Origin of the sequence: Pseudochelatococcus contaminans (genome assembly GCF_014195635.1) — a bacterium.
In the GTDB taxonomy this organism is placed as follows: domain Bacteria; phylum Pseudomonadota; class Alphaproteobacteria; order Rhizobiales; family Beijerinckiaceae; genus Pseudochelatococcus; species Pseudochelatococcus contaminans.
The window spans coordinates 77,887-101,780 of sequence record NZ_JACICC010000007.1 but is presented as its reverse complement, the minus strand read 5'-3'; the positions used below and the strand labels follow the sequence as shown (position 1 = coordinate 101,780).

Genomic DNA, 23,894 nt, shown 5'->3' with positions numbered 1-23,894 from the left:
CGTGATCCCCTCTCTTCCGGCATCGCCGGCGAGCGAATGGACAGGAACCGCGTGGATGCAGGATGAAATCATCAGGGAGCTTCTCGCCTTTATCGACCTGTCTGATGCCGATGAGGCGGCCTTCGAAGCGTTGGCGCTGAAAATTTTCGCCTACCAGTTCCGGTTGAATGAGCCCTACCGCAAATTCGCCGTGCGCCGTGGACGCACCCCGCTGACGGTGCGGCGCTGGCGCGATATCCCGGCCGTGCCTATCAACGCCTTCAAGGAGCTGACCCTGAGCTGCTGTCCGGCAGAAGCGGCGGAGCGCGTTTTCATGACCAGCGGCACAACGCAGGGCGTGAGTGGCCGCAGCTATCATCCGACGCTTGCCGTGTACGACGCCTCGATGCTGGTGCATTTCCGCCAGCGTTTCATGCGTGGTCGCGAGCGCATCCGCATGGGCATCCTCTTTCCCGATGAAACCGCGATACCGAACTCGTCGCTGGCGCACTATCTGGCATTAGCGCTGCGCGAATGCGGCACGCAGGACAGCGCGATTTACATCGGCGCGGACGGGCTGGATACCGACCGCCTTTTTGCCGCTCTGGAGCGGGCGCAAGCGCAAGGCGAGCCCTATGCGTTGCTTGGCGCAAGCTACGCCTTTGTCCCGCTTCTGGATGCCCTCGCGGCGCAGGGACGGCGTTTCTCGCTGCCGGAAGGCAGCCGGATTCTCGATACCGGCGGCTACAAGGGCCAGTCGCGCGCTCTCGCGCTGGATGATTTCTATGATGGGCTTTCGGCCGCGTTCGGCGTTCCGCGCTCGGCGTGCATCAACATGTATGGCATGACCGAACTCAGCTCGCAGCTCTACGATGACGGCAACGCAGTCTGCCCCTCCGTGAAATCTGGCCCGCACTGGATGCGCACCCGGGTCGTCGATCCGCTGTCCGGCGAAGATGTGCCGGAAGGTGAGATTGGTGTCATCGTGCATCACGACCTCGCGCATTTCAACGCGGTCGCGGCTCTGCTGACGGAGGACGCCGGGCGCATCGTGCCCGGTGGCTTCCACCTGCTGGGGCGGGTCGACGAGGCAGCCGCTCACGGCTGTTCCGTGGCCGTGGCCGAGTTCATCGCCGCAGCGAAGGGACAGGGCGCGTGAAGGTGTTCGCCGGGCACCTTCCGGGCTTGTCCCGTGATGACGTGGAGTGGCGCGAGGCGACCTTTTCGGCTTGGGGCGAAAGCGTAAAGGTCATGCTGCCGGTGCTTCACGAGGCGCAGGCACGGGCACTGTGCGCAGACATTCGCGCCCATGCCGGCGCCCGTCTGAAGACGATGGAGGTGGCGCGCATCGCCGCCGCCATCGACGCGGCAATCGCCCGCCTGCTCGACCGGGACCATCCATTGCGCCGCGAGGCCGAGAGGCTGCTGCCCGTCGTCACAGGCTACGATCCCGAAACGGTGAGACTTGGGCTGACCAGCTATCTCAAGACCTTCCGTCTGCCGCAGCTCAAGCGCTTTCTGGCCGAGGATTTCGGCAATCCGGGTGTGCTCGATGCGTTTGAGCCAACGCCCAAGGGTGGTTTCGTGCGGGCATATGGCCCGGAATTGCTGCTGCATGTCTGGGCCGGCAACGTGCCCGGCCTGTCGCTGTGGAGCCTGATCTGCGGGCTGCTCGTCAAAGCCGGCAGCGTTGGCAAGCTCGCCTCCGCAGAGCCGCTCATGGCTGGCTGGTTCGCGAGTCTTCTGGCGGAGATCGACCCTGAAATCGGCGCGTGCCTTGCCATCGTCTGGTGGAAGGGCGGGGACGCCGCCGCAGCGGATATCTTTCTCCATGAAGCCGACACCGTGATGGCTTACGGCAGCAACGCCACGCTTGCCGGGTTGCGCGCCAGGCTGCCCGTCACGACCCGCTTCCTGCCGCATGGCCACAAGATCGGCTTTGGCATGATCGGCCGTGAGGCGCTGGACAGCCGCAAGGCTGCGGCAGTGGCGCGGCTCGCGGCCTGTGATGTTATCCGCTATGAGCAGCAAGGTTGCTATTCACCGCAGATGATTTTTGTCGAGCGCGGTGGGCCGGTCTCGCCAGCCGGTTTCGCGCGTCATCTCGGTCATGAACTCGCGGCGGCGGCCAGCAGACATCCGCGCCGCCGCCTATCCGCCGGTGACGCCGGTGCGGTCGCGGCCTGGCGCAACGCGCAGGAGCTTCAAGCTCTGGACGGAGCCGCTACCGTGCTCGGCGGGCCAGGCGATCCGTGGAGCATCGTTCACGTTGAAAGTCCGGAGCCACTGCATCCCAGCGGGCTTTATCGCACGCTGAAACTCGTCGCGGTGGACAGTCTTGAGGAGGTGCCGGCGTTGGTGGGCCGGTTCCGCCATTTCCTTCAAACCGCCGGTGTCGCCGCCTCGCCGGAGCGGCTGCATCGTCTGGCGGCGCTGCTTGGTGCCGTGGGTGTGACGCGTGTCGCGGCCCTCGGCGGCATGACCTCTCCGGAAGCCGGATGGCATCATGACGGCCGCTTCAGCCTGCTCGACCTCGTCACCATGACGGAGATCGAACGCGGGGCGGAACTGGCGGCGGAAGGGTTTGCGCCCTATGTCGACTGATCCGGCCTTGCGGCCCTTCGTTGCAATCGACGACGTCCATTATCGCTACGGCGACGGTCCTGCGATCGTCGATGGCGTCGACCTGACCGTACAGCGTGGTGAGATCCATTGCCTGTTGGGGCGCAGCGGCTGCGGCAAGACAACCCTGCTGAAGCTCGCAGCCGGACTTGTTCTTCCCGATGACGGGAGCGTCAGTATCGGCGGCGAGGCGCTGCGGCAGCCCGGCCAGCATATCAGCTTCGTCTTCCAGACGCCGACCCTGCTCGACTGGCTGACCGTGCTCGACAACGTTCTTCTGCCGATTACGCTGAAGCGGCGACCCGGCGCCGGGGACCGCGCTGCCGCGGCTGATCTTCTGGAACGGGTTGGCCTTTCCGATTATGCACGGCATCGGCCTTTCGAGCTTTCGGGCGGGCAGCGCAGCCGCGTTGCCGTGGCCCGGGCGCTGATTGGCGATCCTGTGCTCCTGCTCCTCGATGAGCCTTTCGCGGCGCTTGATGCGCTCACGCGCGAAGACTTGCAGGACGATCTGCTGCGGCTTTGCACACGCACGGGCATGACTGTGCTGTTCGTCACGCATGATATTGCGGAGGCCGTCTATCTCGGTGACAAAATCTCGGTGATGTCGGCTGGCCGCCTGATCGATACGCGCGATGTTGCGCTGCCGCGTCCGCGCCATCGCGATATGCGCTATGCGCCCGGGTTCGGCGAACTCTGCCGTCAGGTCCGCGAGGTTATGGACGTGGCTGCCGGCCCACACGCCTCCCGGAGGCACGCAGGATGAAGGCGCGGATATCCTCGCTGCTGTTTTTCGCGGCGCTTCTCGCTGTCTGGGAAGTTTTCTGCCGGGTGAGTTCTGTGCCGGCGCTCGTGCTGCCGCCTCCGTCATCCGTGCTGGCGACATTGTGGAGCGAAATCGTATCCGGGCGGCTGTGGCCTCATCTTGGCGTCACTGCGATAGAGGCTGTTCTGGGCCTTGTCGTTGGCGCGCTGGTGGGCATTGCCGGTGGCATCCTGCTCAGTGAAAGCGCTTTTCTGCGGCAACTTCTGGGGCCGTATATCCTTGCCAGTCAGGTGGTGCCGAAGCTGGCATTGGGGCCGCTCTTCATCGTGTGGTTCGGCTTTGGCCTGACGCCAACCATCGTCATCACGGCGCTGATCTGTTTCTTTCCGCTGCTCGAAAACACGCTGACGGGCCTTGAGAGCACCGAGCCATCGAAAAAGGAACTGTTCCGCATGCTGGGCGCAAGCCGTGCACAGACGCTGCTGCGCCTGAAACTGCCCGGCGCTCTTCCCGTCATGATGGCGGGCCTGCGTATTGCGGCGGTTCTGGCGCTGGTTGGCGCGGTGGTGGGTGAATTCATCGGCGGGCGCGCTGGCCTCGGCGCCAGTATCATGGCCGCGCAGAGCATCATGGATACGAGCCTGATCTTTGCGCTCTTCGTGGTGATTACGGCGCTCGGCATCGTGCTTTATCAGGCCGTGTGCCTGCTGCAGCGGATCGTTCTGAGGCGATATCCGCAAGCTTAGACAATCAATGGCTCAACCGCGAAAGGCAGTGTCGTCATGTTGCGTCAATTCCCCGTTATGGCCGCCCTTGGCTGTGCTCTGCTGGCTGCGGCGTTCGGTGCCGCCACGCCGGCATCGGCGCAACCGGCCGATAAGGTGACTGTCGCCGGCTGGAGCCAGCCGATAAGCGAGATCACTAACCTGCTTGCGGAACCCGACAAGGGCTTCTTCGCCGCGCAGGGCATCGCGCTCGATTATGTGCCCGGCACGGGGGGCGGCTCTGCGATCCAGAACATGCTCGCCGGGCAGGCCGATATCGCCTTCACCGATCCCGCCTCGCTCTATCTTGCGCTCGACAAGGGCGCTGATCTGGTGGCGATCTACAATATCTATCCGCAGAATGTCTTCAACGTCGTTGCGCCCAAGAGCGCCGGCATCCGCACGGCGGCAGACCTCAAGGGCAAGCGGATCGGCGTTTACAGCCTTTCCAGCGGTACCCGGCAGAATTTGCAGGTGCTGCTGCATCAGGTCGGGCTGAGCGAGGATGACGTTACCATCGAAGTCACCGGCCTGCTTAACTTCGCCCCGCTGATTCAGGGCCAGGTGGATGCGACAGCCGCGACGGATACGGGGCTTCTCGTCGCGCGCGAAAGAGGGCTGGCGGACGTCGACGTTATCGAGGTGCGCGATCACCTTAACCTGCCGAGCGATATTTTCGTCGTCACGCGTGAGGTTTACGAGGCCAAAAAGCCGTTGCTCCGCCGTTTCCTTGCGGCATACCGCGACTCGGCGGCATGGATGATCGCGTCTCCGGAGGAAGCGGCCCGCCTTGCCGTGACGCGTGCGATCAACGGCCGGGATGAGGCGGTGAATCTCGACATCATCAAACTGCGCAATCTCGCCAGCGTCTCGCCGACGACGGACAGCGAGGGGCTGGGTGCGTTCGATCCGGATGTCATCCAAAAGGGTGCCGACACCTTCCACGAGCTTGGGCTGATGGGGCGCAGCCTCGACATGAACGATATCGTCAAAACCGACCTGATCCCTGCCAAAGATGGCGCGCAATGAAGTTGAAGTTCCGCGACAAGGTCATCCTCGTCACCGGGGCGAGCCGTGGGATCGGCGCGGCGATTGCGAAGGCTTTCGCGGCTGAGGGCGGGCTGATCATCGTCAATTACAGGACGAGTGAAGCAGCCGCACTGTCCGTTGTGGACGCCTGCCGGAAGGCCGGTGGCGAGGCAATCGCTATCGCTGCCGACGTGACCGACTCGCAAGCCGTTGCTGCGATGGCGGAGAGGATCGGGCAGGATATCGGGCGGCTGGACGTGGTGGTGAACAATGCCTTCGCGCCCTACCGTTTCGATCCCGAACAGCGTCAGCGTTTTCCCGAAATTTCATGGGGCGCTTACCGTGCGCAGTTCGACGGCGCGGTCGGCGCGGCTTATGCCGTGTGCCGGGCGATGCTGCCGCTGCTCGACCGGGGGCAAGGCGCGAGCATCGTCAATATCGTAAGTGATCTGGTTGCGCAGCCAAGTATTCCGTACCACGACTATACCACGGCGAAGGCGGCGCTGATCGGGTTCAGCCGCAATCTTGCGGGGGAACTTGGCCCGCAGGGCATCCGGGTGAACTGCGTCGCCCCCGGCCTCGTGCATCCCACAGACTCGAGTGCGGCAACGAAGGAAGACGTGCGTGAAACCCTGATCGCCCAGACACCTCTGCGCCGTCTGGCAACCCCGAACGATGTCGCCGGCGCGGTGCTGTTCCTCGCCAGCGAATGGAGTGGTTTTGTGACCGGCCAGACGCTGCACGTCGATGGCGGCCTCGTGATGGAATAATTCCATTCCCGGCAAACACTCGCCGGTCGACGCCGAAGCGCCGGCCAGCAGTGCCAGAATCCTTGCGGTATCATTAGCGAAACAGACGCCGTTATGCTCGTGAGCATCGGCGGGAAGTTTATCGCCGAATACGAGCGCAGGGGAGCCCCCCTCGTCGTCATACATTCCGCCAGCGATTGTGGTTTCTGTTTCTACACACGCCCACGCGGGGAGCGACTCACGCTCAGCCACATTGATGGCGTCTTCCTCAATGTTTCTACCCACGCTCCCACGCGGGGAGCGACCCTCGGACGGCTATGCCGACGAGATGGTCGGTAAAGAGTTTCTACCCACGCTCCCACGCGGGGAGCGACCTACACCGCCGGCGGTTTGCCGCCGCCGTCCGCATGGTTTCTACCCACGCTCCCACGCGGGGAGCGACTAGTAATCCTCGACGCCCCAATACGGCGGATCGAGGTTTCTACCCACGCTCCCACGCGGGGAGCGACGGCATATGCATTAGCAGATTGTTTGCGCAAAGAAACAGTCGCCCGTGGCGCGATCCTGTCATTATTGTTGGCGTCCAATGAAGGATTGCCGATACCGAATCTGAAAATAGACAGAATTTCAATATGTTGCATGCTGCGCGAACATCCCGGCATTATGCGGCACCCTTAGGGTTCGCACTGCGCCCGTTCCCCTATTCAGACAATCAGGGTTCCGCCGAGGTCGGTCGCGGGTTTTGCGCCGATGTGTTCCACCTTTCGCCGCCAGTTGGAACCTAGATAATAGTAGCGCAGACTGTCGAGTTCCGGTTTGATGACGCTCTCAAGCCGTGCTTTCAGTTTTGTCCATTGAGCAGGATCAACCTCTATTTCGAAGACAGAGTATTGTACACGCTGTCCATAGTCCCGACAGGCCTTGGCCACGGCGCGCAGACGCGCGTCCCCTCCTGCTTCGCTTGCGGGAGCCGCCCTTGTCCGCCACGGCGTGCAGAATGTCGCCCTCCGCCGTGAAGCGGTTGTCGGCCCACAGCCTCTCCAGATGAATGAGCGCCGCCTGCCGCAGACAATAAACCGCATGCTGGAGGGCGGAAAGCGGAATGGGCTCGCCCTCACCCGCATCATGCGCCGCCACGGGCACGGCCGCAGTCACAGTTTCTCGATGATTTCAACTCCGGCCGGCAGATTATCGCGATCAATGCGGACGACATAGTCGGAAAACGCACGGGCGGGCGGCTGGTTGTCCAGCTTCTTGTCGATCGCCTTGAACGCACCATCCACGTTGCGGCCGATCTCGATACGGTCGAACAAGGCGTGCGCGGGCGCATTGCCGAGCGCATTGGCGTGCTTGAACACGATGAGCCGGCGCGTCGCCATTTCACCGCGCGCGGCCGAGCGGTCATGCTCGAACATATTGGCAAGCGCCTCGAACAGCAGATCGAGATCGGCCTCGGAAAAGCCGGTGCGTTCCGCGAACTTGGCCGAGATGAAACCATGCGCCACATACAGGCCGTAAGGCACGACATATTTGCGGCCCATGGTGCGGTTGTCGACGCGCTCCGGGCCTTCCTCGCTGCCCTCCACTCGCTGCTTCTGTTCGGCCGGGGTGGTGGCGGCCATGCGGGTGATAGAGATTTCCAGCGGCATGATCGGCTCCACGGAGCGGGCGAAGGTCATCTGCACCGGCCCCTTCACCTGCCCGCAGTTGACGCCGGTGGACATCACTGCGCCGAACGTGCGCACGTCGAAAAAATTCAGGCACATGAAATCGCGCAGCTTTTTCGCTTCCGCATCGTCCTTTGGATTGAGCTTCGCGTCCTTGTCCACCTTCGCATCACCGGGCCGCAATGCCCGGTAGGCTTGCCGGTGTTTGTCGTTGAGGATGGAGCCTTCCTCGACATAGATATGGAAACCGTCCTCCCCGGTCTTCGCCAGTTCGACGTAGTTGCGGATCTTGCGTTTCAGGCTGACATCCGTGACCAGTCCCTTGCTGGTTTCGGGATCGATGCGGGGCAGATTGCCGGCGTCCGGATCGCCGTTCGGGTTGCCATTGACGACATCGAAGATGAGCGCGAAATCATAGCGGTTGGCGATAACGGTCATTGCGCGGCCTCTGCGGATTCTGCGGCGGTTTCGGTGGCGTCGCCGGTTTTGCTGAAAAATTCATTGCGCTGGTGGTAGTAACCAAGGCCGAACAGGGCTTGGTCTTCGGGCGGCAATGAGGTGGGAAACGGGTCGTTGCCCGGCTTCATTTGTCCCATGATGTCACCGACCGTTCGCTCCAGGTTGACCCGCCATCCCGGCTTCAGCTTGCCCAACTTCGACAGGTGATTGGCGGAACCGCTGTCCAGAATGGGAAACACCTTGCGCGGCTGGGCAGAGGCCGAGCCGTAAAATTTGTCCTTGATGGTGGCGTTGACGTTCTTGCCAAGCGCCGCCCGCTGGATCTGCTCGTAGGTGGCGAAAAGCCGTCCCAGCAGATAACCTCGATTTTGGTTTGTCGGGTCGAGCGCCACTGGCGCCTCCTTCTCTTTCTTGGGGAAGTTGCGCACCAGAACCGCTTTCAGCATGCTGACGCGATAAGCACTGATGTCACCGTCGGCGCGGATGCGCATGAGCGTGGTGGACAGAAGGGTCAACGGATAAGGCGCACCCGTCAGAATGGCGCGCATCCACTCGCCTGCCAGATTGGGCGGCACGTTCTCGCGCTTGCGCTGCACGGCGAGTTCCGACAGATAGCGCCAAAGGCCCGCGTAGGGCTCACGCGGGGGCGGTACGATGCGCATGTCGGCAAGGTATCGCTGATAGTGCTTCGTCAGCATGCCGAAATCGTCCTCATAATGGAAACGGACGGACAGGCGCGCGGCATTCGGGGCAAGGCCCAGTACATTGAAGCGCACCCCCTTGGCCAACTTTGGCTCGATGTTTTCGAGCGGTTCGCCGTTGCGGATACGCTTGAGGTGATCGCCGATGGTGTCCGTGTGGACAGCCGCATCGTCGGCTGCGCTGACGAATTGCGCGAACAGGCTTTCCGCTTCCTCCGCCGCCGCCTCTGCCGCCTCGCCGTCATCCGGTGATGTCGCCCAGAAGACTGTCGAAGCATCGCCGATCTGCACCCGATGCCGGCTGTCACGCGCCAGAAAGCGATTGAGCACCGTCGTATAGGCGAAGGCTGATGCCTCTGACACGGGGGCATTGTCGCCTTGCTCGTGCCCGTAGGAGGTAAAAGCGTCAAGGTTGAAGGAGACGAGCGCCGCCCCGGACGACTGTGCCCCCCAGACGCCCTTGATGGATGGATGCAGCCGCGCCACCGGCCCCGGACTGCCGCTCACGAGACAGATTTTCGCTTCCCGGACGTTCGCTCCCGACAAAGACCGCCAGAGGTCGCACGCTGCCGGACGGTCGTGAATGCGGATGTCCCGCCGACGCTCGCTTTCCAGCGCGAAGACGACATTCTGGTCCTTCATCTCTTCCGGCCAGAGTGGCAGGCTGAACTGTTCCGGATTCCAGGATTGCAGAAAAAGCCGGAACGCCTTCAAGCCCTCATCTTCCGTCCCTTCAAGCGCCTCAAGGTGTCTGGCGACGAAAGCAGCGTGTTCGTCGGCGGTGCGCTTTCCTTCGCTGGCCGTTATGCCCAGAACGTAGGAGGTCTTGTCCCACAGGAAATTCGGCGCGATGCCGGCCGTGCGCTTCACGGGTTGCGGCACGAGAAGCTGACGCGGCTGCCTCTTCCTGCCCGATCCAGCCCGAAGGTCGATGACATGGGCGACTGACCCATCGCTGTTGAGAGAAACCAGAAAGCCGATCTTTTCCGCCGAAAATCCGTAGGGCGGCGCATCCGGCAGCCTGTCATAAGCTTTGACAAGAGAGGTCAGGACGCTCATCGTAAAATCTCCGGCGAGCCGGGTGCAGGCACCCTGACGATGCCGTTTTCCAGCTTCGCCCGGAAGAACAGCGATGGACGGCCCGGCGCCTCATGATCAATGTCCCACAACATGAGACCGAGATCACGGGTTTCATCAATCGCCTTCGGCAAGGGGTCGCCGGCAGGCAGCAGGGAAAAACGGGCTGCGAACTCACGGGTGCCGAGACATGGCTGATTGAAGCACTGCCCCCGCGTCGCACGCCGATTGAAGATATCGAGATGTTTGCCTTCCGTATCATCCGGCCCGGCCTTGTCGGTCAGCACGAAATGCGCCTCAATGACATAGGCAACATCGACCAGCACGGTTGACGCCCGCTGCTGGCGATCTTCATCAACCAGCAGTTGCAGGCCATCGAGGCTGCCACGATTCATGGCCGACCTGACCTTGCCCGCCGGCGCCTTATGCCCGACTTCATTACGGCGAATGGATTGAAACTTGATGGGCCTGAGAATGTGAATCGCGTCAATGACCCATCTTATTGACGGCCTCCAGTGAACCGCCTCCAGAATTCCTCTGGCAGCGGAAGGAGTTATAAGATCATAACTGACGCGCTCTACTTTAAGTTCTGGCCTGGTAAAGCAAGCGTGATCGCCTGATACTGCAAGCCTGATGCCATATGCCAATACCCCCTCCCCCGCTATTTTACCTTATCGTCAACAAGAACGTATCTCGGCAATTTATTGTATCCAACAGACGGATCATTGGCCCCCCAGAAGCCGGATGAACTCCCTTTCCTTCCGTCGAACCTCGGCGTCGGTTGCTTTATCAGACTCCCACAGGATCTCTCGACAAACGGACATCCTCCGGCGCGACGCACGTGTCGGGAAATCCGCCTCAATCAATAACGCCTGCGGGCTGCCGAAATACGCAATGGAATCTGTCAGATCACTGCCCACGTAAATTTTCCCGTTGGGCCAAGTCACCTTGTAAACGATCTTCATGCAAGCCATGACGGCACCTCGAAGCAAGCCGCTGCTCACTTGCGATCAAACGATCAGATCCTCCACCGCCAGATAATCGGCGTCCTCCCAGATCAGGCCCACGTCTTCCTCGTAAAGGCTCATATTGCGCAGCACCGCGAACTGATCCCCGCGTAACTCCGGATTGACGAAACCGGCCTGCCCGTTGGCAATCAGCAATGCGCGTGCCTTCGGCGGCACCTGCACGACATAGCCCTGCAACTGACGCGCGATGGCGCCGGAGGAAATCTTCTCCACACCGAGCCGGGCGACAGCCTCGCGCGCTTTTTCATCCAGCGGCACGATGACTGGCTCCATGCCGCTTTCGATCATACGGAAATCCGCTGCTGCCGAACGATAGGCAAAATCCGTTCCGCTGCGCGCGATTCTGAAACGCTCACAGATTTTCTTTTCATCCAGCCCGTCTTCCCCCATCCGCCAGTAAACTTCTCTGAAATAAGCTTGCATGGCATCGAGAGAAAGCAACTCCGGATGTTGTGGCAGAATACGCTGCATATCGCCGATCAGCCCTGCGATCTCCGCCGGCGGGGGATAATCGGGCGCACGGAACACCGTGACGATACTTTCCGCCGCCGGGCGCCTGCCCTCCCGGTTGCAACGCCCCGCTGCCTGAACGATCTGGTCGAGGCCCGCTTCGGCACGCCATACCCTGGGGAAATCAACATCGACACCGGCCTCGATCAGGCTCGTCGCAATGACCCTTATCGGCTCTGCACTCTTCAATCGCTCCCGCACATCATCCAGAATGCGGCGGCGGTGAGCGGCGCACTGGCGCGTTGTCAGATGCATCAGCCCGGCGATCCCCGCTGACCCGGCTTGCCTGTAGAGTTCCAGCGCGTGCCTGCGGCTGTTGACGATGACGAGCGCCTGCGGCTCGTCCCGGAGAGCCCGAACAAGGGCGTCGTTATCCATATCGCCTGCGTGCCGGATACGCGCCCGGCGGAGTTTGCCCGCCAGCCCTTCGGGATCGGGCGCGAGTTCCCTGCCCTCCAGTGGCAGACCCCCAGAAAGACTGCGGCCATCGAGAGCAGGCTGCGTTGCGGTACAAAGCACGATGGTACAGCCGTAATTCAGCGCCAGTTCGTTCAGCATCCGCATGCAGGGCTTGAGCAGATGGCGCGGAATCGTCTGCGCCTCGTCGAGGATGATGACGCTGTTGGCAATGTTGTGCAGTTTCCGCGCTCGCGACGGGCGCGCCGCGAACAGGCTCTCGAACAATTGGACATTGGTCGTCACCACCACCGGCGCGGCCCAGTCCTCCATGGCGAGCTTTAGCTTGTCCCGCTGCTGCGGCAGCCTGCCGATAGCAAACCTTTCCTCGTCAATGGCTGAATGATGTTCCAGCACATGCTCGGCGCCGAGAATGGCGCGAAAAATCGCCGCCGTCTGGTCGATGATCGAGGTGAAGGGAATGGCGTAGATAATACGCGTATGACCATGGATCCGCGCATGGTCGAGCGCGAAAGCAAGTGACGCCAGCGTTTTGCCGCCACCTGTCGGCACCGTCAGAGTGAAAAGCCCTGGCCCTTCGACAGCCCGGCCGCGCACATGCTCAAGAATATCGCCACGCAACTGATTGAGCGGCGTATCACGTTTCTTGCCCTGCATGAACACGTTGAACGCATCACGAAAATCGGGCAGCAGGGCTTGAAGATCCTCCCAATCGCGTTCAACCTGCCGGCCCTCCAGCACCGTGTAAAACGCTTCGGTATCCTTGAAATCGGCATCGACGAGGCAGGAAAAGATCATCCGTCCCATGACCGAAATCTGGAACGCCGCATGCGGGTTGCGGACGCGTGAGAAAAACGCCGGAACGAGCTCCACAGGATTGGCAGCCAGTTCCTCTTCCCAGACCGCATCAACGAGAGCCATGTTTTTTTCGAGACGATCGTTCAACGTGCCATATGCGTCACCCCGCCGGTCTGGCAGCCCCGCATGATGACCGGCAATGGCGTATGCGACCAATTCTGCCATGCTTCGCTCCCGCCCGGACACAAGCGATAAGACAGCCTGCGCTCCGGCCGTCGAGTGGTCGACCCTTTCCGCCTCGCCTTCAAGGCGCCGCTGGAAGGCGGAAGTATACTTGCCCAGATCGTGCAGCAGGCCAGCCAAACGGGCTGCGTTCTCAAGCCCCAAGGGTCTGGCCAGTTGGGCGGCAAGGTCAGCGACAGCCAATGAATGGTCCTTCAGACTTTGCCAGTCACTTTTATCTGCCCTCTGACCCGAATGGGCATAATAGAATTGAATCATGTTTCCATCCGAATTGGCGGCCTGTATCCTTGCGCAAAACTCTTTCCCAAATATGACAATCAGCGAAAATACTTATTCCCTGCATTATAAGAAAGCAATACTCGAAATTCAATACTTGACGATGATTCAACACTTGCCGATGATCAGCATCTCCGCAATCACGCCAGAAAAATCGACGCACGATGCTCGGCCTCAAGAACAACGTTTCCCGGCGGACTTCGCCAAGACGATCACCGCAACCGGCCCCCAACGGCGTAGCAAAAACGGACGAAACTCTCATCGCCGCTGGATGAAAAGTCAGTGACAGGTCACCGTGCAGGCGCTTCACGGCTGGCATCGTAAAGCGCCAGACCCTGTGGTGTCGGTCGGACAATGCGCGACGCGCGCTCCAACGGGCGCGCGCTCACATGACGCTCCAGATTACGAAGAAGTTTGGTCACCGCCGGCTGAGAAATGGCCAAATCACGGGCTGCTGCCGCAACTGAACCTCGTTCGACGGTGCGCACGAAAGCGCGCAAGGCTGCTGCAACATCCATTTGAATAGAAGATAGTTATGATTTCAATGAATTCATAACACAACGGCAGCCCTCGTGCTAAAAGCCAACTTCCGCATCCAGTAACGATACGCAAATTGCCAGTGTTGCGGCTGATTAAAAAGCCGCAAGCGCCACGGTTTTAAGTGGGCGTGCTCTAGTTAGTGCTCATTGCGTTGGAAATGAATTTTTGGGCTCCCGTATTATCTAAGGCAAGCTTCGGAACCTCCGCAATCAGATGATCGAGAAACGCGCGCACAGACGGCAGTAATCCTTGGCGGGAAGGGAAAAGCGCGGTCATACTTCCGACACCGGCCGTCCATTCAGGTAAAACGCGGCGCAGTGTTCCTGACTGCACCGCCTCATGGCACACGTAGCTTGGTAGCGCAACGATGCCTAAGCCCATGATGGCGGCCCTCTGAAGGCTCAACATGTCGTTGCTTGCGATTCTCGGTGATATCGGAGCACTGTACTCAGCACGTGCATCCCGTACATGACGAAGGTGCCAAGCCGCCGGGGCAGAAGAACGCGACATCAACAAAGCAGAATGTGCTTGTAAATCGTGCGGCGTGGTTGGCTCTCCATAGCGCTCAAGGTAGGTCGTTCCACCGAACAGATGCCACTCCATAGTCACGAGCGATCGCTGCACCAGGTTCGAATCTGGGAGCGGATCGGAGTGTGCCCGGACAGCGACATCGAAGTTTTCGCTTACGATGTCGACGTCCCTGTTTGTTGAATGGCAGACAATATCGACTTTCGGAAACTTCAACAAAAAATCTGTGATGATAGAGGCCAGCGCAAACTGCGTTGTTGCGATAGATGCCGTGCACCGCACCACCCCAATTGGTTCAGAAATTCGTTGACGAACCACAGTCTCCGCCATTTCAGCCTCGCGCAGCATCGCAACCGCATGACGATAGAAATCCCGACCAACATCGGTCAGTCCAACATAGCGAGACGATCGCGTTAGCAGGCGTACTCCAAGTTCAGTTTCGAGATGCATTACCCGATGACTGAGCGTCGACTTCGGGATTTTGAGAGCGCGACTCGCAGCAGTAAATCCACCTCTTTCAACAACCTGCACGAATAGAAGGAAGTCGTTTAAATTACGCATGTATCATATCCGGTTAATTAGAGATCATTGTCCTTGCCAGATTTCTTAAACATCCAAGGCTGCAACAAACCTTCCATCCCGAATAGTCGTTCTTCGTCCATACCATTGGACGCAACGTTTGAAAATGACCGTCTTTCTGGGATGATGGCAAAGCTGCATCTTGCCTCTGCGGCTTCCGGTCACTCTTTAGAATGCGGCCCGGTTGCTTCGACAGGGAGACATCATGAGCTGGACGAAGGAAACGCATTTATCCGCTGAAGATACGCCAGAGGCATTGAGTAGCGCACGTGCAGGCAGCACTAATCAGAGGCCGGCGGTCATCATCGTTGGTGGGGGATCCGCCGGAGCCGTTCTCGCCGCCCGCTTGAGCGAAGATCCTTCACGGCGGGTGTTGCTCGTTGAGGCAGGCTCAAACTTCACACCGAATACCTATCCCTCCAGCCTGACCGACGCTGGCATCGTCGGCACTCCCGACTTCGACTGGAAATACGTTAGCGACGACAAGCAGAAGCTCGGGCACGATATCTCGACCCCGCGCGGTAAGGTGATTGGCGGCAGTTCTGCGGTCAACGGCACGGTCGCGATCCGTGCCCGACCGTCCGACTTCGCGCGCTGGACCGCGCGCGGGATCCAAGGATGGTCATTCGACGAGGTGCTGTCGACCTACAAGGCACTGGAGAACACGCCCACGGGCGACGCGCACTGGCATGGGCGCAATGGACCCCTTCCGATCCGCAAGCGATTGATGGACGAACTTTCGCCGTCGTCGCGGGCCTTCGTGGAAGCATCCCGCACCAATGGTCTGGCTGCGGTTGAGGACTTCAATAGCGACGCCGCAGACGGAGCTGGACCCTATTCCCTTAACGTCGTGGACGGCGTGCGGATGAACACTGGTATCGTTTATCTCACGGACGAGGTGCGTGCGCGCCCCAACCTGGAGATCCGACCCGGCACCGAGGTTGATCGGCTGGTGATCGAAGGCAAGCGCATCGCCGGTGTTCGGCTCGTATCGGGCGAAGTTTTATCGGGAGGCGAGGTCATCCTTTCTTCCGGCACTTTTGGCAGTGCAGCGATCCTGATACGCTCGGGGATCGGGCCATCGGCTCACCTGCGCGAACTGAACATCCCGGTGGTAGTGGATCTTCCTGTCGGAGAGAGGCTTCAGGATCACCCGATCTACTATCACGTCTACGCGCTCAAAGACGAATATAAGTCCATGACGCCCGCCGCCGGAGCGCTTGCATGGACCGGGTCCAAGGCAGCCGCCGATGGGGATCTCGACCTCCAGATCTCCGCGACGCACTTTTTCGACGGAAGAAATAGCCCCACTGGCGGCGCCATCGTGCTCGCTTCAGCCGTCGTGCTGCCGCATTCAGTGGGCTCTTTCCGGCTCTCATCGAAGGATCCACGGGCCGCACCGCGCATCCATTACAACTTCCTTGACGATCCTCGCGACCTTGATCGCATGGTTGATGTCGTTCGGCTTGCGGAGGCGATCGGAGAGAGCGAGCCTTTCGCTGGCATGGTCGCGGCCGACATCACGCCCAAGGTTCCGAACGCAGAAGCGCAGCTGCGAGAGTTCCTGCGGGCCAACGTCCAGACCTACGCGCATCCGACCTCGACCGTGCCGATGGGACGCGACGGCGATCCATCGGCAGTCGTCGATGCATGGGGCAAGGTCCGCGGTGTCACCGGGCTCCACGTTGTCGACGCGTCGATCATCCCCGACGTGCCATCAGTGCCGACTAACGTGACCACGATCATGATCGCAGAGCGCATCTCAGCCCGGCTGCGCGCCTGACCGCACTCGCTAATCCCCCGGCGCTGCCCGAGGGCGCTCCCAATTTCTCAACATGAAATCCAAAGAGCTACTGATGAAAGCCAGTACCAGCCAGCACCCAGTATCTGGACGCGTGACATCGGCAAAGCGCTCCGCATCGCGCCGAAGGTCGAGGCGGGTCTGGTTTGGATCAACGAATGGGCTGCGCTGAGCGAGGACATCGAGGAGGGCGGCACCAAGCACTCCGACCTGGGTCGCCTCAAAATGCTCTAGCCGAACCAGGAATGAAGAAAGGATGAAAATATGAGTCAGCTACTTGTCGATGCAGGAGTCAATCGCAATGTTGTATGCGCTGTCAGTGCGACAGTCGAGAACAGTATCGAGCGCGTGTTCGATTTTACTGTCGCGGAAGATGTAATTACCAAGTTCTTGAAAGGAGAGCCGGCGGTTACCGGCTATGAGGTGCATCAAGGTCCGTGGGGCCAACCCGGCGCGTTTAGGACCGTGCATTTTGGTGACAAGAGTGCCCGCGAACAAATTAACTTCTTCCAACGACCATATGTTTTCGACTACCAACTCACCGACTTTTCATGGGAGCTAAATGAGCTGGCTGATTTAGCCGTCAACCAATTTTTGTTCCGCCCTGTGGGGCCGCGCACGCTTGTTAAATTCTACTACCAGTTCCGCGCACGAAGTGCCGAGACCGTCGAGCCGCTCTACGACTTCGCGACCAATACGTGGTTGGCGTGGATGAACTCGTACCTCGATGCCACCAAAAAGGCGCTCGACAAAGACCCGTTCTCGGCGTGAGATTGGGAATTGCTCTATCTTACTGGTTTTACGCGCTTCCAAGCAAAGCGGTATCCGCTTTGTTTGGAAATGCTTTAATGACTGAAGCGGACCTTGGATAGACGATGAGGCCGGCTGTCACCCTGAAGCCTGCCGCCTTCCATGCATCCATGAACAGATCGACCTTGTTCCAGCCATAGAAGGAAACGGCAAAGCCGCCATCCTTCAAAACCCGGTGCATCTGGTTGAAGGCCGGGCGAAGCCAGCGGCCGTTGTCGTCATTGGCAACGGTGCGGCCCTGCCGGTCGCGGAAGTTGTCACATAGGGCGGGTCGGTCAGGATGAAATCGACCGCCCCCCGGTCGAAAGACCGCATCGCCTCGATGCAGTCGGCGTTGAGGATCACGTTGCGGGGGGTGTTTGCGTTGCCGGTCATGGCTCGTTCCTTTCGTCTGGCATGGGTTTCGACTGCCCTTCTGGACGCGTCTGAAACCCTGCCTCGCGGCGAGCAGCGGGTGTGCAAACGGAAGGAGGCTTCGCGGGGAACCGGCTGCACGGAGCGCGCTCGCGCGTGGAGGAAGCCGGGCGTAAGCCTCTTGAAGTGCGCCGAGGGCGGAGCCCTAAGTTCTTAACCTGTGGTCGGGGAGCCTGTGGCGTATACAACAGGCTTTCCGAGCTAAAGGCCATGGGGCCGTGTAACAGCGGTTTCGAACTCCCCGATCACCAGGGTAACAAGGATGGTTTGCGGGGGCGTACCGCCGGCACCATCCCGACCAACAGGGGAATGAACCGATGCGTGTCGGGCCCAAACATCGATCCCGATGTTGATGACGAAGCGTTGAGCGGCCCCGATATCACCATCTACGACGAGGAGCATTTCGTGACCTATCTGCGCCTGCTCGACGCCCAGGCCGATAATGCCGACTGGACTGAAGTTGCGCGGATCGTCTTACACTGCGATCCGGTTTCAGATGTCGTGCGCACGCGTCGCTGCTGGGAAAGCCACCTCGCCCGGGCAAAATGGATAACGAAGGTCGGTTATCGGCGGATATTGGAACAGGCCATAGAGGAAGAACGTCTCTACCGAAAGTGACATGATCACCAATCAGTTGCACCACGGCGTCTCTTGAACACTTTGGCTATTAAGGGGTGGTGAGCGGTTTGACTGCTTTTATGTGAACATCCGAAAAGCAGACGTTAGGCGGCGTGTTTGACCGGCAGTGGCTGTCGACCCGAAAGATAACTCACAACCCAGGGCCACATCAAGCATTGATGGTTACCAGCAAACCGGCATTCAGTCACAACTTGCCAGTTGACTGCGTCTCTTCTTTAAAGCAACATTGCTGCTGTCAGATCGCGGCAAATGACCACGACTGGCTCGCTAACGCGATTGTACCGAGAGAGCAGAAGGCCGCAGGTTCAATCCCTGTCTCTCCCGCTCAATATGGGAGAGTAGCTCAATGGCAGAGCGTCTGCTACGGCACATTGGGCGTCCTGGTTGCTTGTCAGGACGCCCGCATTGCTAGCATCGTTTATTCTTCCAGTTTCCGACATGCGACCATTCTTGAATGGTGGCCTCGGCAGGATTGAAGTAGACTTAAGTACGCTCCATGGAGAAAGCGTTCGCGGTCGTTCATTACCGTATCTGAGGTCGGCAGGCTTAGCACGAAAACGGTGGCTGGGTCATTACATGCCAGCCGGCGGCGATGGACACTATTATTCTCTGCATCGTATCATTAAGCTTTTGAGTCCTGATGGTTACGCTACGAAGGCTGTCCGTTACTGCAAGATCGACTCGGTGACTGGCCGCGTTGAGTTGAACGTCGTAGTTCCATCCCAGCCTTTTCTATCGCTTGATTTTATTGATGATGTGTTTGACTCGTGTCGCATAGAGCAGACAAAACCAGTCAGAGAATTGACGTCGTTAGTTGAGATATCAGAGAGAATTGGTGGAATTATTCAATCGCGGACTACGAAAGAGATATTTCACCGTTACGGGCATCGTACAGCGGTATTTAGCTCCAGCCCGATTTTGATTCTCGAAGGGAAATCTGGTCGGACGGGCGAACTCACCCGGCAGATGACCGCTGTTCCGATTAAAATGGATGGGCTTCAGCTATTTTTTGGCCAGAGTCGTCAAAGTTATTCTGTTTGGTTGATAGTCAGAGCCAACTCCGACCGATCTTTGAAGATTACGGCGCGGGCACTGCGGATGTATCTTAGTAACTCGCACTGTTTACAAGCCGCATTTAGAGTGATGGCGCGGCGGGTCCCACGCCTTGCCGATGCAATAGATATTGAGGTCGATGTTGATCGTTTTACTCAATACGCAACACGAAACGGTCGCAGTCTTGCTACGCTAAAGATAACCGCTGCCGGGCATTCAGGGGTCGATCTTGCTTCGATGGCGTCTCGGGCTGTTGATATGATGCTGCCAGCAGAGATCCAAAAGATCGAGGCTTATGTTGAATCAACAGTTTCCCGTCGTAATATTGTCAAAATCCTGGAGAAACGTCTAGCTGAGGAAAAAAAGGCGCAAGAGGAGAACGAGCGCAACAAGAGTATAAATCAATATATAATTGCGATTTTCGGATCCATTACTGGAGTAAGACAAAAAATTATAAGGATGGAAGAAGATAAAACATACGACGACATATCGGATTCGTTGTTAAATTTATCTAACAATTTATCGGTTTTCTGCTCTGGATTGGACTCTTGTGTGAGATCTGAATTGGATGAATTAATAAGTGAAATATCCTACGCACTGCAAGTTTACAAAAAGCCAAGATCCAAGATTCTGCGAAAAATCAATAGAATAAGAAAATTGACATCCAGTGTGCACATAGGAAGAAAACAACTTAGTGCATCTATTTTGAATTTTGAAATGAATTTCATTTAATTGTTAAATTTTTAATGATTCATCACGCGGATGTCGCTATCTTTTTTATTTATTTTATAATTTTATTTTCTTAAATTGAAACAATCCGGTTTTCTCTAGGCTGTCAAAGTTTAACGGTTGCGGACTTGAGCAGCATGATCCAGCCTCTTTTATCGGTAGATCGAATTCTGGAAGTTTACAGGCGTTGGTGAGGCCGTTAGAGGAAGGAAGAGAGCTGCTGGCCGCGACTTTTCTCTCTTAACCTCTATCGTGCTAATCTTGATTTGCAGGAGTAAGAAAATGGCAATAGCAGTAGATCATCTGGCTGCAACGATTGTGACCATTGCCGCGCCCTTCGCCCCTTATCTTGTCGAGGGCGGGAAGAAATTTGCGGAGAAAGCCGGCGAGAGTGCCTGGGAGCAAGTCCAGAAGATATGGGCCTGCCTCACATCACCTCGTGACCAGAATACCGACCCTTCCGTTCAACTGCAGATGTTGTCAGCCAATCCAGACTCAGCGGGCTATCGCGCCGTGCTCACCGAGGCGCTGGTAAAGCACCTAACCAAATATCCTGAACTTGCTCCCGAACTGACGAGACTGGTGGCGCAGCATCCCCGTGTACAAGAGATAGTGGCTGAAGGGGGAACGATTGAGGACGTGGTTCAGAAGCTATCAGGTGACGGGCGGCAGATGATAAAGTCAATGAAAGGAGGTGTAATCAAGAACGCACACCAGGAATCGTAAGCGTTTGGCAGCGATGGAAGTTTATCCCTTCGGGCACGACAGGTCCATCGGCAAGCCATGGCGGATGAACGGCGTGGCATCATCAGAGATGTTGCTCAGATGATCGTGCCCGACGATGGATAGGCGAGGCCTTCGACAAGCTGGCGCTATCGAACTGGCGCTATCGAAAGGCCTGCATAACGTTAGCTCTGGGCTGAAGTGATCGCTGCTGGTCAACGGCCGAAATGAGGGTCGAATCATGTCACCCACACGATCCAGATGCGGTCGGCCTTCCACTGTCAATAGAAAACATCTCGCGGAAAAGCTTCTCCGAGGGTGCGATGCCTTCTTCGTTGAGCCAGAAGGATTTCACCCTGTTGACCGGATCGCCGATGAAGCCCTTTTCGTGCAGCCGGTTCATGGAGTTCCAGTTGAAGCCCTTCCACGCGCGGCCATCGCGGGCGAGCGTCAGGTAGAGCAGCGCGAGAATCACGTCATCGATCTTGTCCCTGTCCATCTCCAGCCGGCGATAAACTCCAAAATTACGGACCATCCCTTTCTACGCTATAGTATCCTATTACTACAGTTGCGTATTATTCTGTTTTCGATAGTGAGCGAGGGCGGCACAGCACTGATGTTGCCGTCTCCAGAGTGACCATGCGAAGACAAATGCCTTGCTGATTGGGGGTCTGAGCAGCAGTCTGGACAGGAGGTAGCGGATTTCAGGCACGCTCGGCAGAAGAGCATCCATGGCCGTCAGGCGGTCGTTGCGGCCATTGGACTCTTTTCGTTCGGTTTGCCTGAAGCCCGGCCGTCGGAAGCGGAACGCCTCAGGTCGGCGGAAAGCTTTGCCAGGAAGGCCTGCGCGGCCATGACAAGGCTCATGTGCCGGTGTCAGCCATGCCAGGAACGCGCCTCGCAGTGATCGAGGCCAAGCTCGTCTTTGGCGCGCTCGAAGCATTCCTCGATCGTCCAGCGCAAGTCAGCCGCGCCGGCGAGTTCCGCAAGCGACGTATCCTGTGGCGCGAAGACCAAATAATAGGCTCGCTTGTCCGGCTCCTTCCGGTTGCGGCGGATCAGCAGCCAACGCTCGAAGCCCTCATCGGTGATCCATGGCAATCGCAAACGCGCCCAGTCGTAGAGCCGCAGCCCCTTGGCACCCTCTCCGGCAGCAATCATCGCCCATTCCTGCGCCGGCAGTTCATCGGCAATGGCCTTCGGATCGGTCATGACCAGTCCCTCACGGGTGAGGAAGCGCAGATGATGGTTGGAACGCACCGCCAGCACGTAGGGCTGGCGGCGCTCTTCCAGCATACCCCGCAGACCGTAGTCGCCACCGTAAAGCGCATCCGCCAGCACCCACCGGCAGGGAACCCGCGCATCGAGCGCGGCAGAGATCATGTCATGGGCAAGCGCGATCTTGGTGGCAAAGGCGATGTCTTCGGGAACATGCGCCTTCACGCGCCTGTCGTTGTCATCGGCCCAGGTCCGAGGCAGGTAGAGCCGCCGGTCGATCAGCGTCTGACCGAACCGGCTCGCATAGGCCAGGAACACGCCGATCTGGCTGTTCTCGATGCGGCCAGCCGTGCCCGAATACTGCCGCGCAACCCCGACAGACTGTTCGCCTTTCTTCAAAAACCCGGTCTCGTCGACCACCATGAGGCTAAGGCCAATGCCCGATGGTCGCTGGATTTCGTCCACGACCAGTTTGCCTGTGGAAGACGGTTTCGCGTGCTCAACATCGTCGATGACGTTACGCGCGAATGCCAGGCGGCGATCCCTGATACCTCGATCTCCAGGCGTCGCGTCGCGCGGGAACTTACCGCGCTCCTCGAGCGGCGAGGCAAGCCCGGCATGATCGTCTCCGACCACGGCACGGAGTTCACGTCGAACGCGATCCTGGCTTGGTCGAAGGATCATAAGGTCGAGTGGCACTACATCGCGCCGGGAAAACCGATGCAGAACGGCTATGTCGAATCCTTCAATGGCCGCATGCGTGACGAACTCTTGAACGAAAGCCTGTTCTTCGGCCTCGATCATGCCCGCAGCGCCATTGCCGAATGGGCTGACGATTACAACCATTTCCGACCGTACTCGTTGCTCGGATACAAGACCCCGGCAGACTATGCCGGGATCATCGCCGCAACCGCGCCATTTGGCGTATCCAAAACCGCCGAGACTCTGATCGCTGCCGGATGAAAGTTCAGTGGTAGGTCACTTCCTCGCCGGCAAGCATGCCGCTCACGTCTGCTCTGAAGCGGCGGTTGCGGGCGCTTGCCACGATGCAACGAAGCTGGCGCAGTTCCAATTGTTTCTCCCACCAGGCCCCTTCCCCCGTTTTCTACTGACGTATCTTTTCTTGCTGTTCTCCTGTCCTACTCCAGGTGCGGCTCGCTAATATAGCCGTTATTTCGCCAATTCCGTGATCCTGTTCACGGCGGCGGCAAATCCGTTGAGCGAAATGGTGAATGTCCGGGATACTCCCCCATCAGAGCTGTTCGCGGTGACAACCAGCTTTTCGCCCCTCTTCATCGCCTCCGTATCAGCTGCAGGAAATGCGATGGGGACAAGGCAGCCGACCGGAATGCAGGTCGAGAAGCGTGCATCGAGTTCCAGCGTCTGTTCGTCTATCTTCAGCATCACGCCGTCATCGAGCCGGAGCCCGAACGGCAACAGGATGACACTGTTCGTCCTGCCGTCGGCTGGAGGCTGCAACTCGATCGCAAATACACGCTTTCCGTTCTGGTTGCTGGTATGCGTCTGGCTGAAAACGCATACCTTCTTGTTCTCGACGATGCTGCAGTTGACGATCCAGTCACCATAGGTCTCGTTGATAGAGGAGGCGCCGTTCGGAAGGGACCTTTCAGCCACGAGGGTCTCCGCTTTGTAGGGCATTTGTTGCTCCTGCATGGGTGGAACAACCTCGGGCAGTAGAGCCAGAGCAGCGAGGGCGACAACCGCTGATAGCGGCTCGGCGAGCATGATATTGCGCGGCATTCTGGCTGCTTTCA

General features: G+C 58.9%; 24 protein-coding genes and 3 pseudogenes. 14 read left to right on the top strand and 13 right to left on the bottom strand.

What is annotated here, in order from left to right:
• Window positions 1-55 precede the first annotated feature (55 nt).
• From FHS81_RS13580 to FHS81_RS13555, 6 genes are read left to right on the top strand one after another with little or no spacing between them, the layout of a single operon-like run.
• Complete coding sequence (locus FHS81_RS13580; protein ID WP_183753836.1) at window positions 56-1,138, top strand: LuxE/PaaK family acyltransferase; 1,083 nt, start codon at window positions 56-58, stop codon at window positions 1,136-1,138.
• Window positions 1,135-2,583, top strand: a complete 1,449-nt coding sequence (locus FHS81_RS13575) for an acyl-CoA reductase (protein WP_183753834.1) — start codon at window positions 1,135-1,137, stop codon at window positions 2,581-2,583. The genes FHS81_RS13580 and FHS81_RS13575 overlap by 4 nt, the downstream gene beginning before the upstream one ends.
• A complete protein-coding gene (locus tag FHS81_RS13570) occupies window positions 2,573-3,367 on the top strand; it encodes an ABC transporter ATP-binding protein (RefSeq protein ID WP_183753832.1) in 795 nt (264 codons plus the stop codon). The genes FHS81_RS13575 and FHS81_RS13570 overlap by 11 nt, the downstream gene beginning before the upstream one ends.
• Window positions 3,364-4,113 (top strand): ABC transporter permease, encoded by a 750-nt coding sequence (locus FHS81_RS13565; RefSeq protein WP_183753830.1) that lies wholly within the window; start codon window positions 3,364-3,366, stop codon window positions 4,111-4,113. Before FHS81_RS13570 ends, FHS81_RS13565 begins: the two co-directional genes overlap by 4 nt.
• 36 nt (window positions 4,114-4,149) lie before the next feature.
• Complete coding sequence (locus tag FHS81_RS13560; RefSeq protein WP_183753828.1) at window positions 4,150-5,160, top strand: ABC transporter substrate-binding protein; 1,011 nt, start codon at window positions 4,150-4,152, stop codon at window positions 5,158-5,160.
• Window positions 5,157-5,930 carry an SDR family oxidoreductase gene (locus tag FHS81_RS13555; protein ID WP_183753826.1) on the top strand — a complete coding sequence of 258 codons (774 nt, stop codon included), beginning with the start codon at window positions 5,157-5,159 and terminating at the stop codon, window positions 5,928-5,930. The genes FHS81_RS13560 and FHS81_RS13555 overlap by 4 nt, the downstream gene beginning before the upstream one ends.
• 683 nt (window positions 5,931-6,613) lie before the next feature.
• On the opposite strand, the gene cas2 is transcribed toward FHS81_RS13555, so the two are convergent.
• From cas2 to cas3, 6 genes are all read right to left on the bottom strand, one after another.
• Window positions 6,614-6,847, bottom strand: coding sequence for a CRISPR-associated endonuclease Cas2 (cas2, locus tag FHS81_RS19010; protein ID WP_246375026.1), 234 nt, complete (start codon window positions 6,845-6,847; stop codon window positions 6,614-6,616).
• 213 nt (window positions 6,848-7,060) lie between these two features.
• Complete coding sequence (gene cas7c / locus FHS81_RS13545; protein ID WP_183753815.1) at window positions 7,061-8,014, bottom strand: type I-C CRISPR-associated protein Cas7/Csd2; 954 nt, start codon at window positions 8,012-8,014, stop codon at window positions 7,061-7,063.
• Entirely contained in the window at window positions 8,011-9,795 is a 1,785-nt protein-coding gene (gene cas8c / locus FHS81_RS13540) for a type I-C CRISPR-associated protein Cas8c/Csd1 (RefSeq protein WP_183753813.1), read from the bottom strand. Before cas8c ends, cas7c begins: the two co-directional genes overlap by 4 nt.
• Entirely contained in the window at window positions 9,792-10,460 is a 669-nt protein-coding gene (gene cas5c / locus FHS81_RS13535) for a type I-C CRISPR-associated protein Cas5c (RefSeq protein WP_183753811.1), read from the bottom strand. The genes cas8c and cas5c overlap by 4 nt, the downstream gene beginning before the upstream one ends.
• Window positions 10,461-10,535: 75 nt before the next feature.
• Entirely contained in the window at window positions 10,536-10,778 is a 243-nt protein-coding gene (locus FHS81_RS13530; protein ID WP_210281699.1) for a GIY-YIG nuclease family protein, read from the bottom strand.
• Window positions 10,779-10,823: 45 nt separating this feature from the next.
• Window positions 10,824-13,067, bottom strand: a complete 2,244-nt coding sequence (cas3, locus tag FHS81_RS13525) for a CRISPR-associated helicase Cas3' (RefSeq protein WP_183753809.1) — start codon at window positions 13,065-13,067, stop codon at window positions 10,824-10,826.
• Here cas3 and FHS81_RS13520 point away from each other — a divergent pair.
• Window positions 13,066-13,371 carry a hypothetical protein gene (locus FHS81_RS13520; RefSeq protein WP_183753807.1) on the top strand — a complete coding sequence of 102 codons (306 nt, stop codon included), beginning with the start codon at window positions 13,066-13,068 and terminating at the stop codon, window positions 13,369-13,371. The two genes, cas3 and FHS81_RS13520, sit on opposite strands and share 2 nt — an antisense overlap.
• A gap of 10 nt (window positions 13,372-13,381) precedes the next feature.
• Here the strand turns inward: FHS81_RS13520 and FHS81_RS13515 are convergent.
• Together FHS81_RS13515 and FHS81_RS13510 are read right to left on the bottom strand one after the other, a co-directional pair.
• Window positions 13,382-13,603: pseudogene (locus FHS81_RS13515) on the bottom strand (helix-turn-helix domain-containing protein); the annotation flags it as partial.
• 154 nt (window positions 13,604-13,757) lie between these two features.
• Window positions 13,758-14,714, bottom strand: coding sequence for a LysR substrate-binding domain-containing protein (locus FHS81_RS13510; RefSeq protein WP_183753805.1), 957 nt, complete (start codon window positions 14,712-14,714; stop codon window positions 13,758-13,760).
• Window positions 14,715-14,937: 223 nt separating this feature from the next.
• On the opposite strand from FHS81_RS13510, the gene FHS81_RS13505 reads away from it, so the two are divergent.
• Genes FHS81_RS13505 through FHS81_RS13495 form a run of 3 tightly spaced genes read left to right on the top strand, consistent with a single transcriptional unit; the run spans window position 14,938 to window position 17,304 of the window.
• Complete coding sequence (locus tag FHS81_RS13505; protein ID WP_183753803.1) at window positions 14,938-16,515, top strand: GMC family oxidoreductase; 1,578 nt, start codon at window positions 14,938-14,940, stop codon at window positions 16,513-16,515.
• 12 nt (window positions 16,516-16,527) lie between these two features.
• Window positions 16,528-16,767, top strand: a complete 240-nt coding sequence (locus FHS81_RS19360) for an aldehyde dehydrogenase family protein (protein ID WP_183753986.1) — start codon at window positions 16,528-16,530, stop codon at window positions 16,765-16,767.
• Window positions 16,768-16,797: 30 nt separating this feature from the next.
• A complete protein-coding gene (locus FHS81_RS13495) occupies window positions 16,798-17,304 on the top strand; it encodes an SRPBCC family protein (RefSeq protein WP_183753801.1) in 507 nt (168 codons plus the stop codon).
• Window positions 17,305-17,332: 28 nt separating this feature from the next.
• Here FHS81_RS13495 and FHS81_RS19295 read toward each other — a convergent pair whose 3' ends face one another.
• Both FHS81_RS19295 and FHS81_RS19290 read right to left on the bottom strand, forming a co-directional pair.
• Window positions 17,333-17,512 carry a class I SAM-dependent methyltransferase gene (locus FHS81_RS19295; protein ID WP_210281698.1) on the bottom strand — a complete coding sequence of 60 codons (180 nt, stop codon included), beginning with the start codon at window positions 17,510-17,512 and terminating at the stop codon, window positions 17,333-17,335.
• Window positions 17,509-17,718: a hypothetical protein gene (locus tag FHS81_RS19290; RefSeq protein WP_210281697.1), complete on the bottom strand. Its 210-nt coding sequence runs from the start codon at window positions 17,716-17,718 to the stop codon at window positions 17,509-17,511. Before FHS81_RS19290 ends, FHS81_RS19295 begins: the two co-directional genes overlap by 4 nt.
• Before the next feature lie 360 nt (window positions 17,719-18,078).
• On the opposite strand from FHS81_RS19290, the gene FHS81_RS13485 reads away from it, so the two are divergent.
• From FHS81_RS13485 to FHS81_RS13475, 3 genes are all read left to right on the top strand, one after another.
• Window positions 18,079-18,375 (top strand): DUF2285 domain-containing protein, encoded by a 297-nt coding sequence (locus tag FHS81_RS13485; RefSeq protein WP_343052489.1) that lies wholly within the window; start codon window positions 18,079-18,081, stop codon window positions 18,373-18,375.
• Between the two features lie 471 nt (window positions 18,376-18,846).
• Complete coding sequence (locus FHS81_RS13480; protein WP_183753799.1) at window positions 18,847-20,181, top strand: hypothetical protein; 1,335 nt, start codon at window positions 18,847-18,849, stop codon at window positions 20,179-20,181.
• Between the two features lie 279 nt (window positions 20,182-20,460).
• Complete coding sequence (locus tag FHS81_RS13475; RefSeq protein ID WP_183753797.1) at window positions 20,461-20,904, top strand: hypothetical protein; 444 nt, start codon at window positions 20,461-20,463, stop codon at window positions 20,902-20,904.
• 241 nt (window positions 20,905-21,145) lie between these two features.
• On the opposite strand, the gene FHS81_RS13470 is transcribed toward FHS81_RS13475, so the two are convergent.
• Window positions 21,146-21,406 carry a DUF6429 family protein gene (locus tag FHS81_RS13470; RefSeq protein WP_183753982.1) on the bottom strand — a complete coding sequence of 87 codons (261 nt, stop codon included), beginning with the start codon at window positions 21,404-21,406 and terminating at the stop codon, window positions 21,146-21,148.
• Window positions 21,407-21,639: 233 nt separating this feature from the next.
• Window positions 21,640-22,587, bottom strand: a pseudogene (locus FHS81_RS13465) (IS701 family transposase); the annotation flags it as partial.
• Here FHS81_RS13465 and FHS81_RS13460 point away from each other — a divergent pair.
• Window positions 22,543-23,082 (top strand): annotated as a pseudogene (locus FHS81_RS13460) (integrase core domain-containing protein); the annotation flags it as partial. The pseudogenes FHS81_RS13465 and FHS81_RS13460 overlap by 45 nt on opposite strands.
• A gap of 207 nt (window positions 23,083-23,289) precedes the next feature.
• Here FHS81_RS13460 and FHS81_RS13455 read toward each other — a convergent pair.
• Window positions 23,290-23,880, bottom strand: coding sequence for an invasion associated locus B family protein (locus tag FHS81_RS13455; RefSeq protein WP_183753795.1), 591 nt, complete (start codon window positions 23,878-23,880; stop codon window positions 23,290-23,292).
• Window positions 23,881-23,894 lie beyond the last annotated feature (14 nt).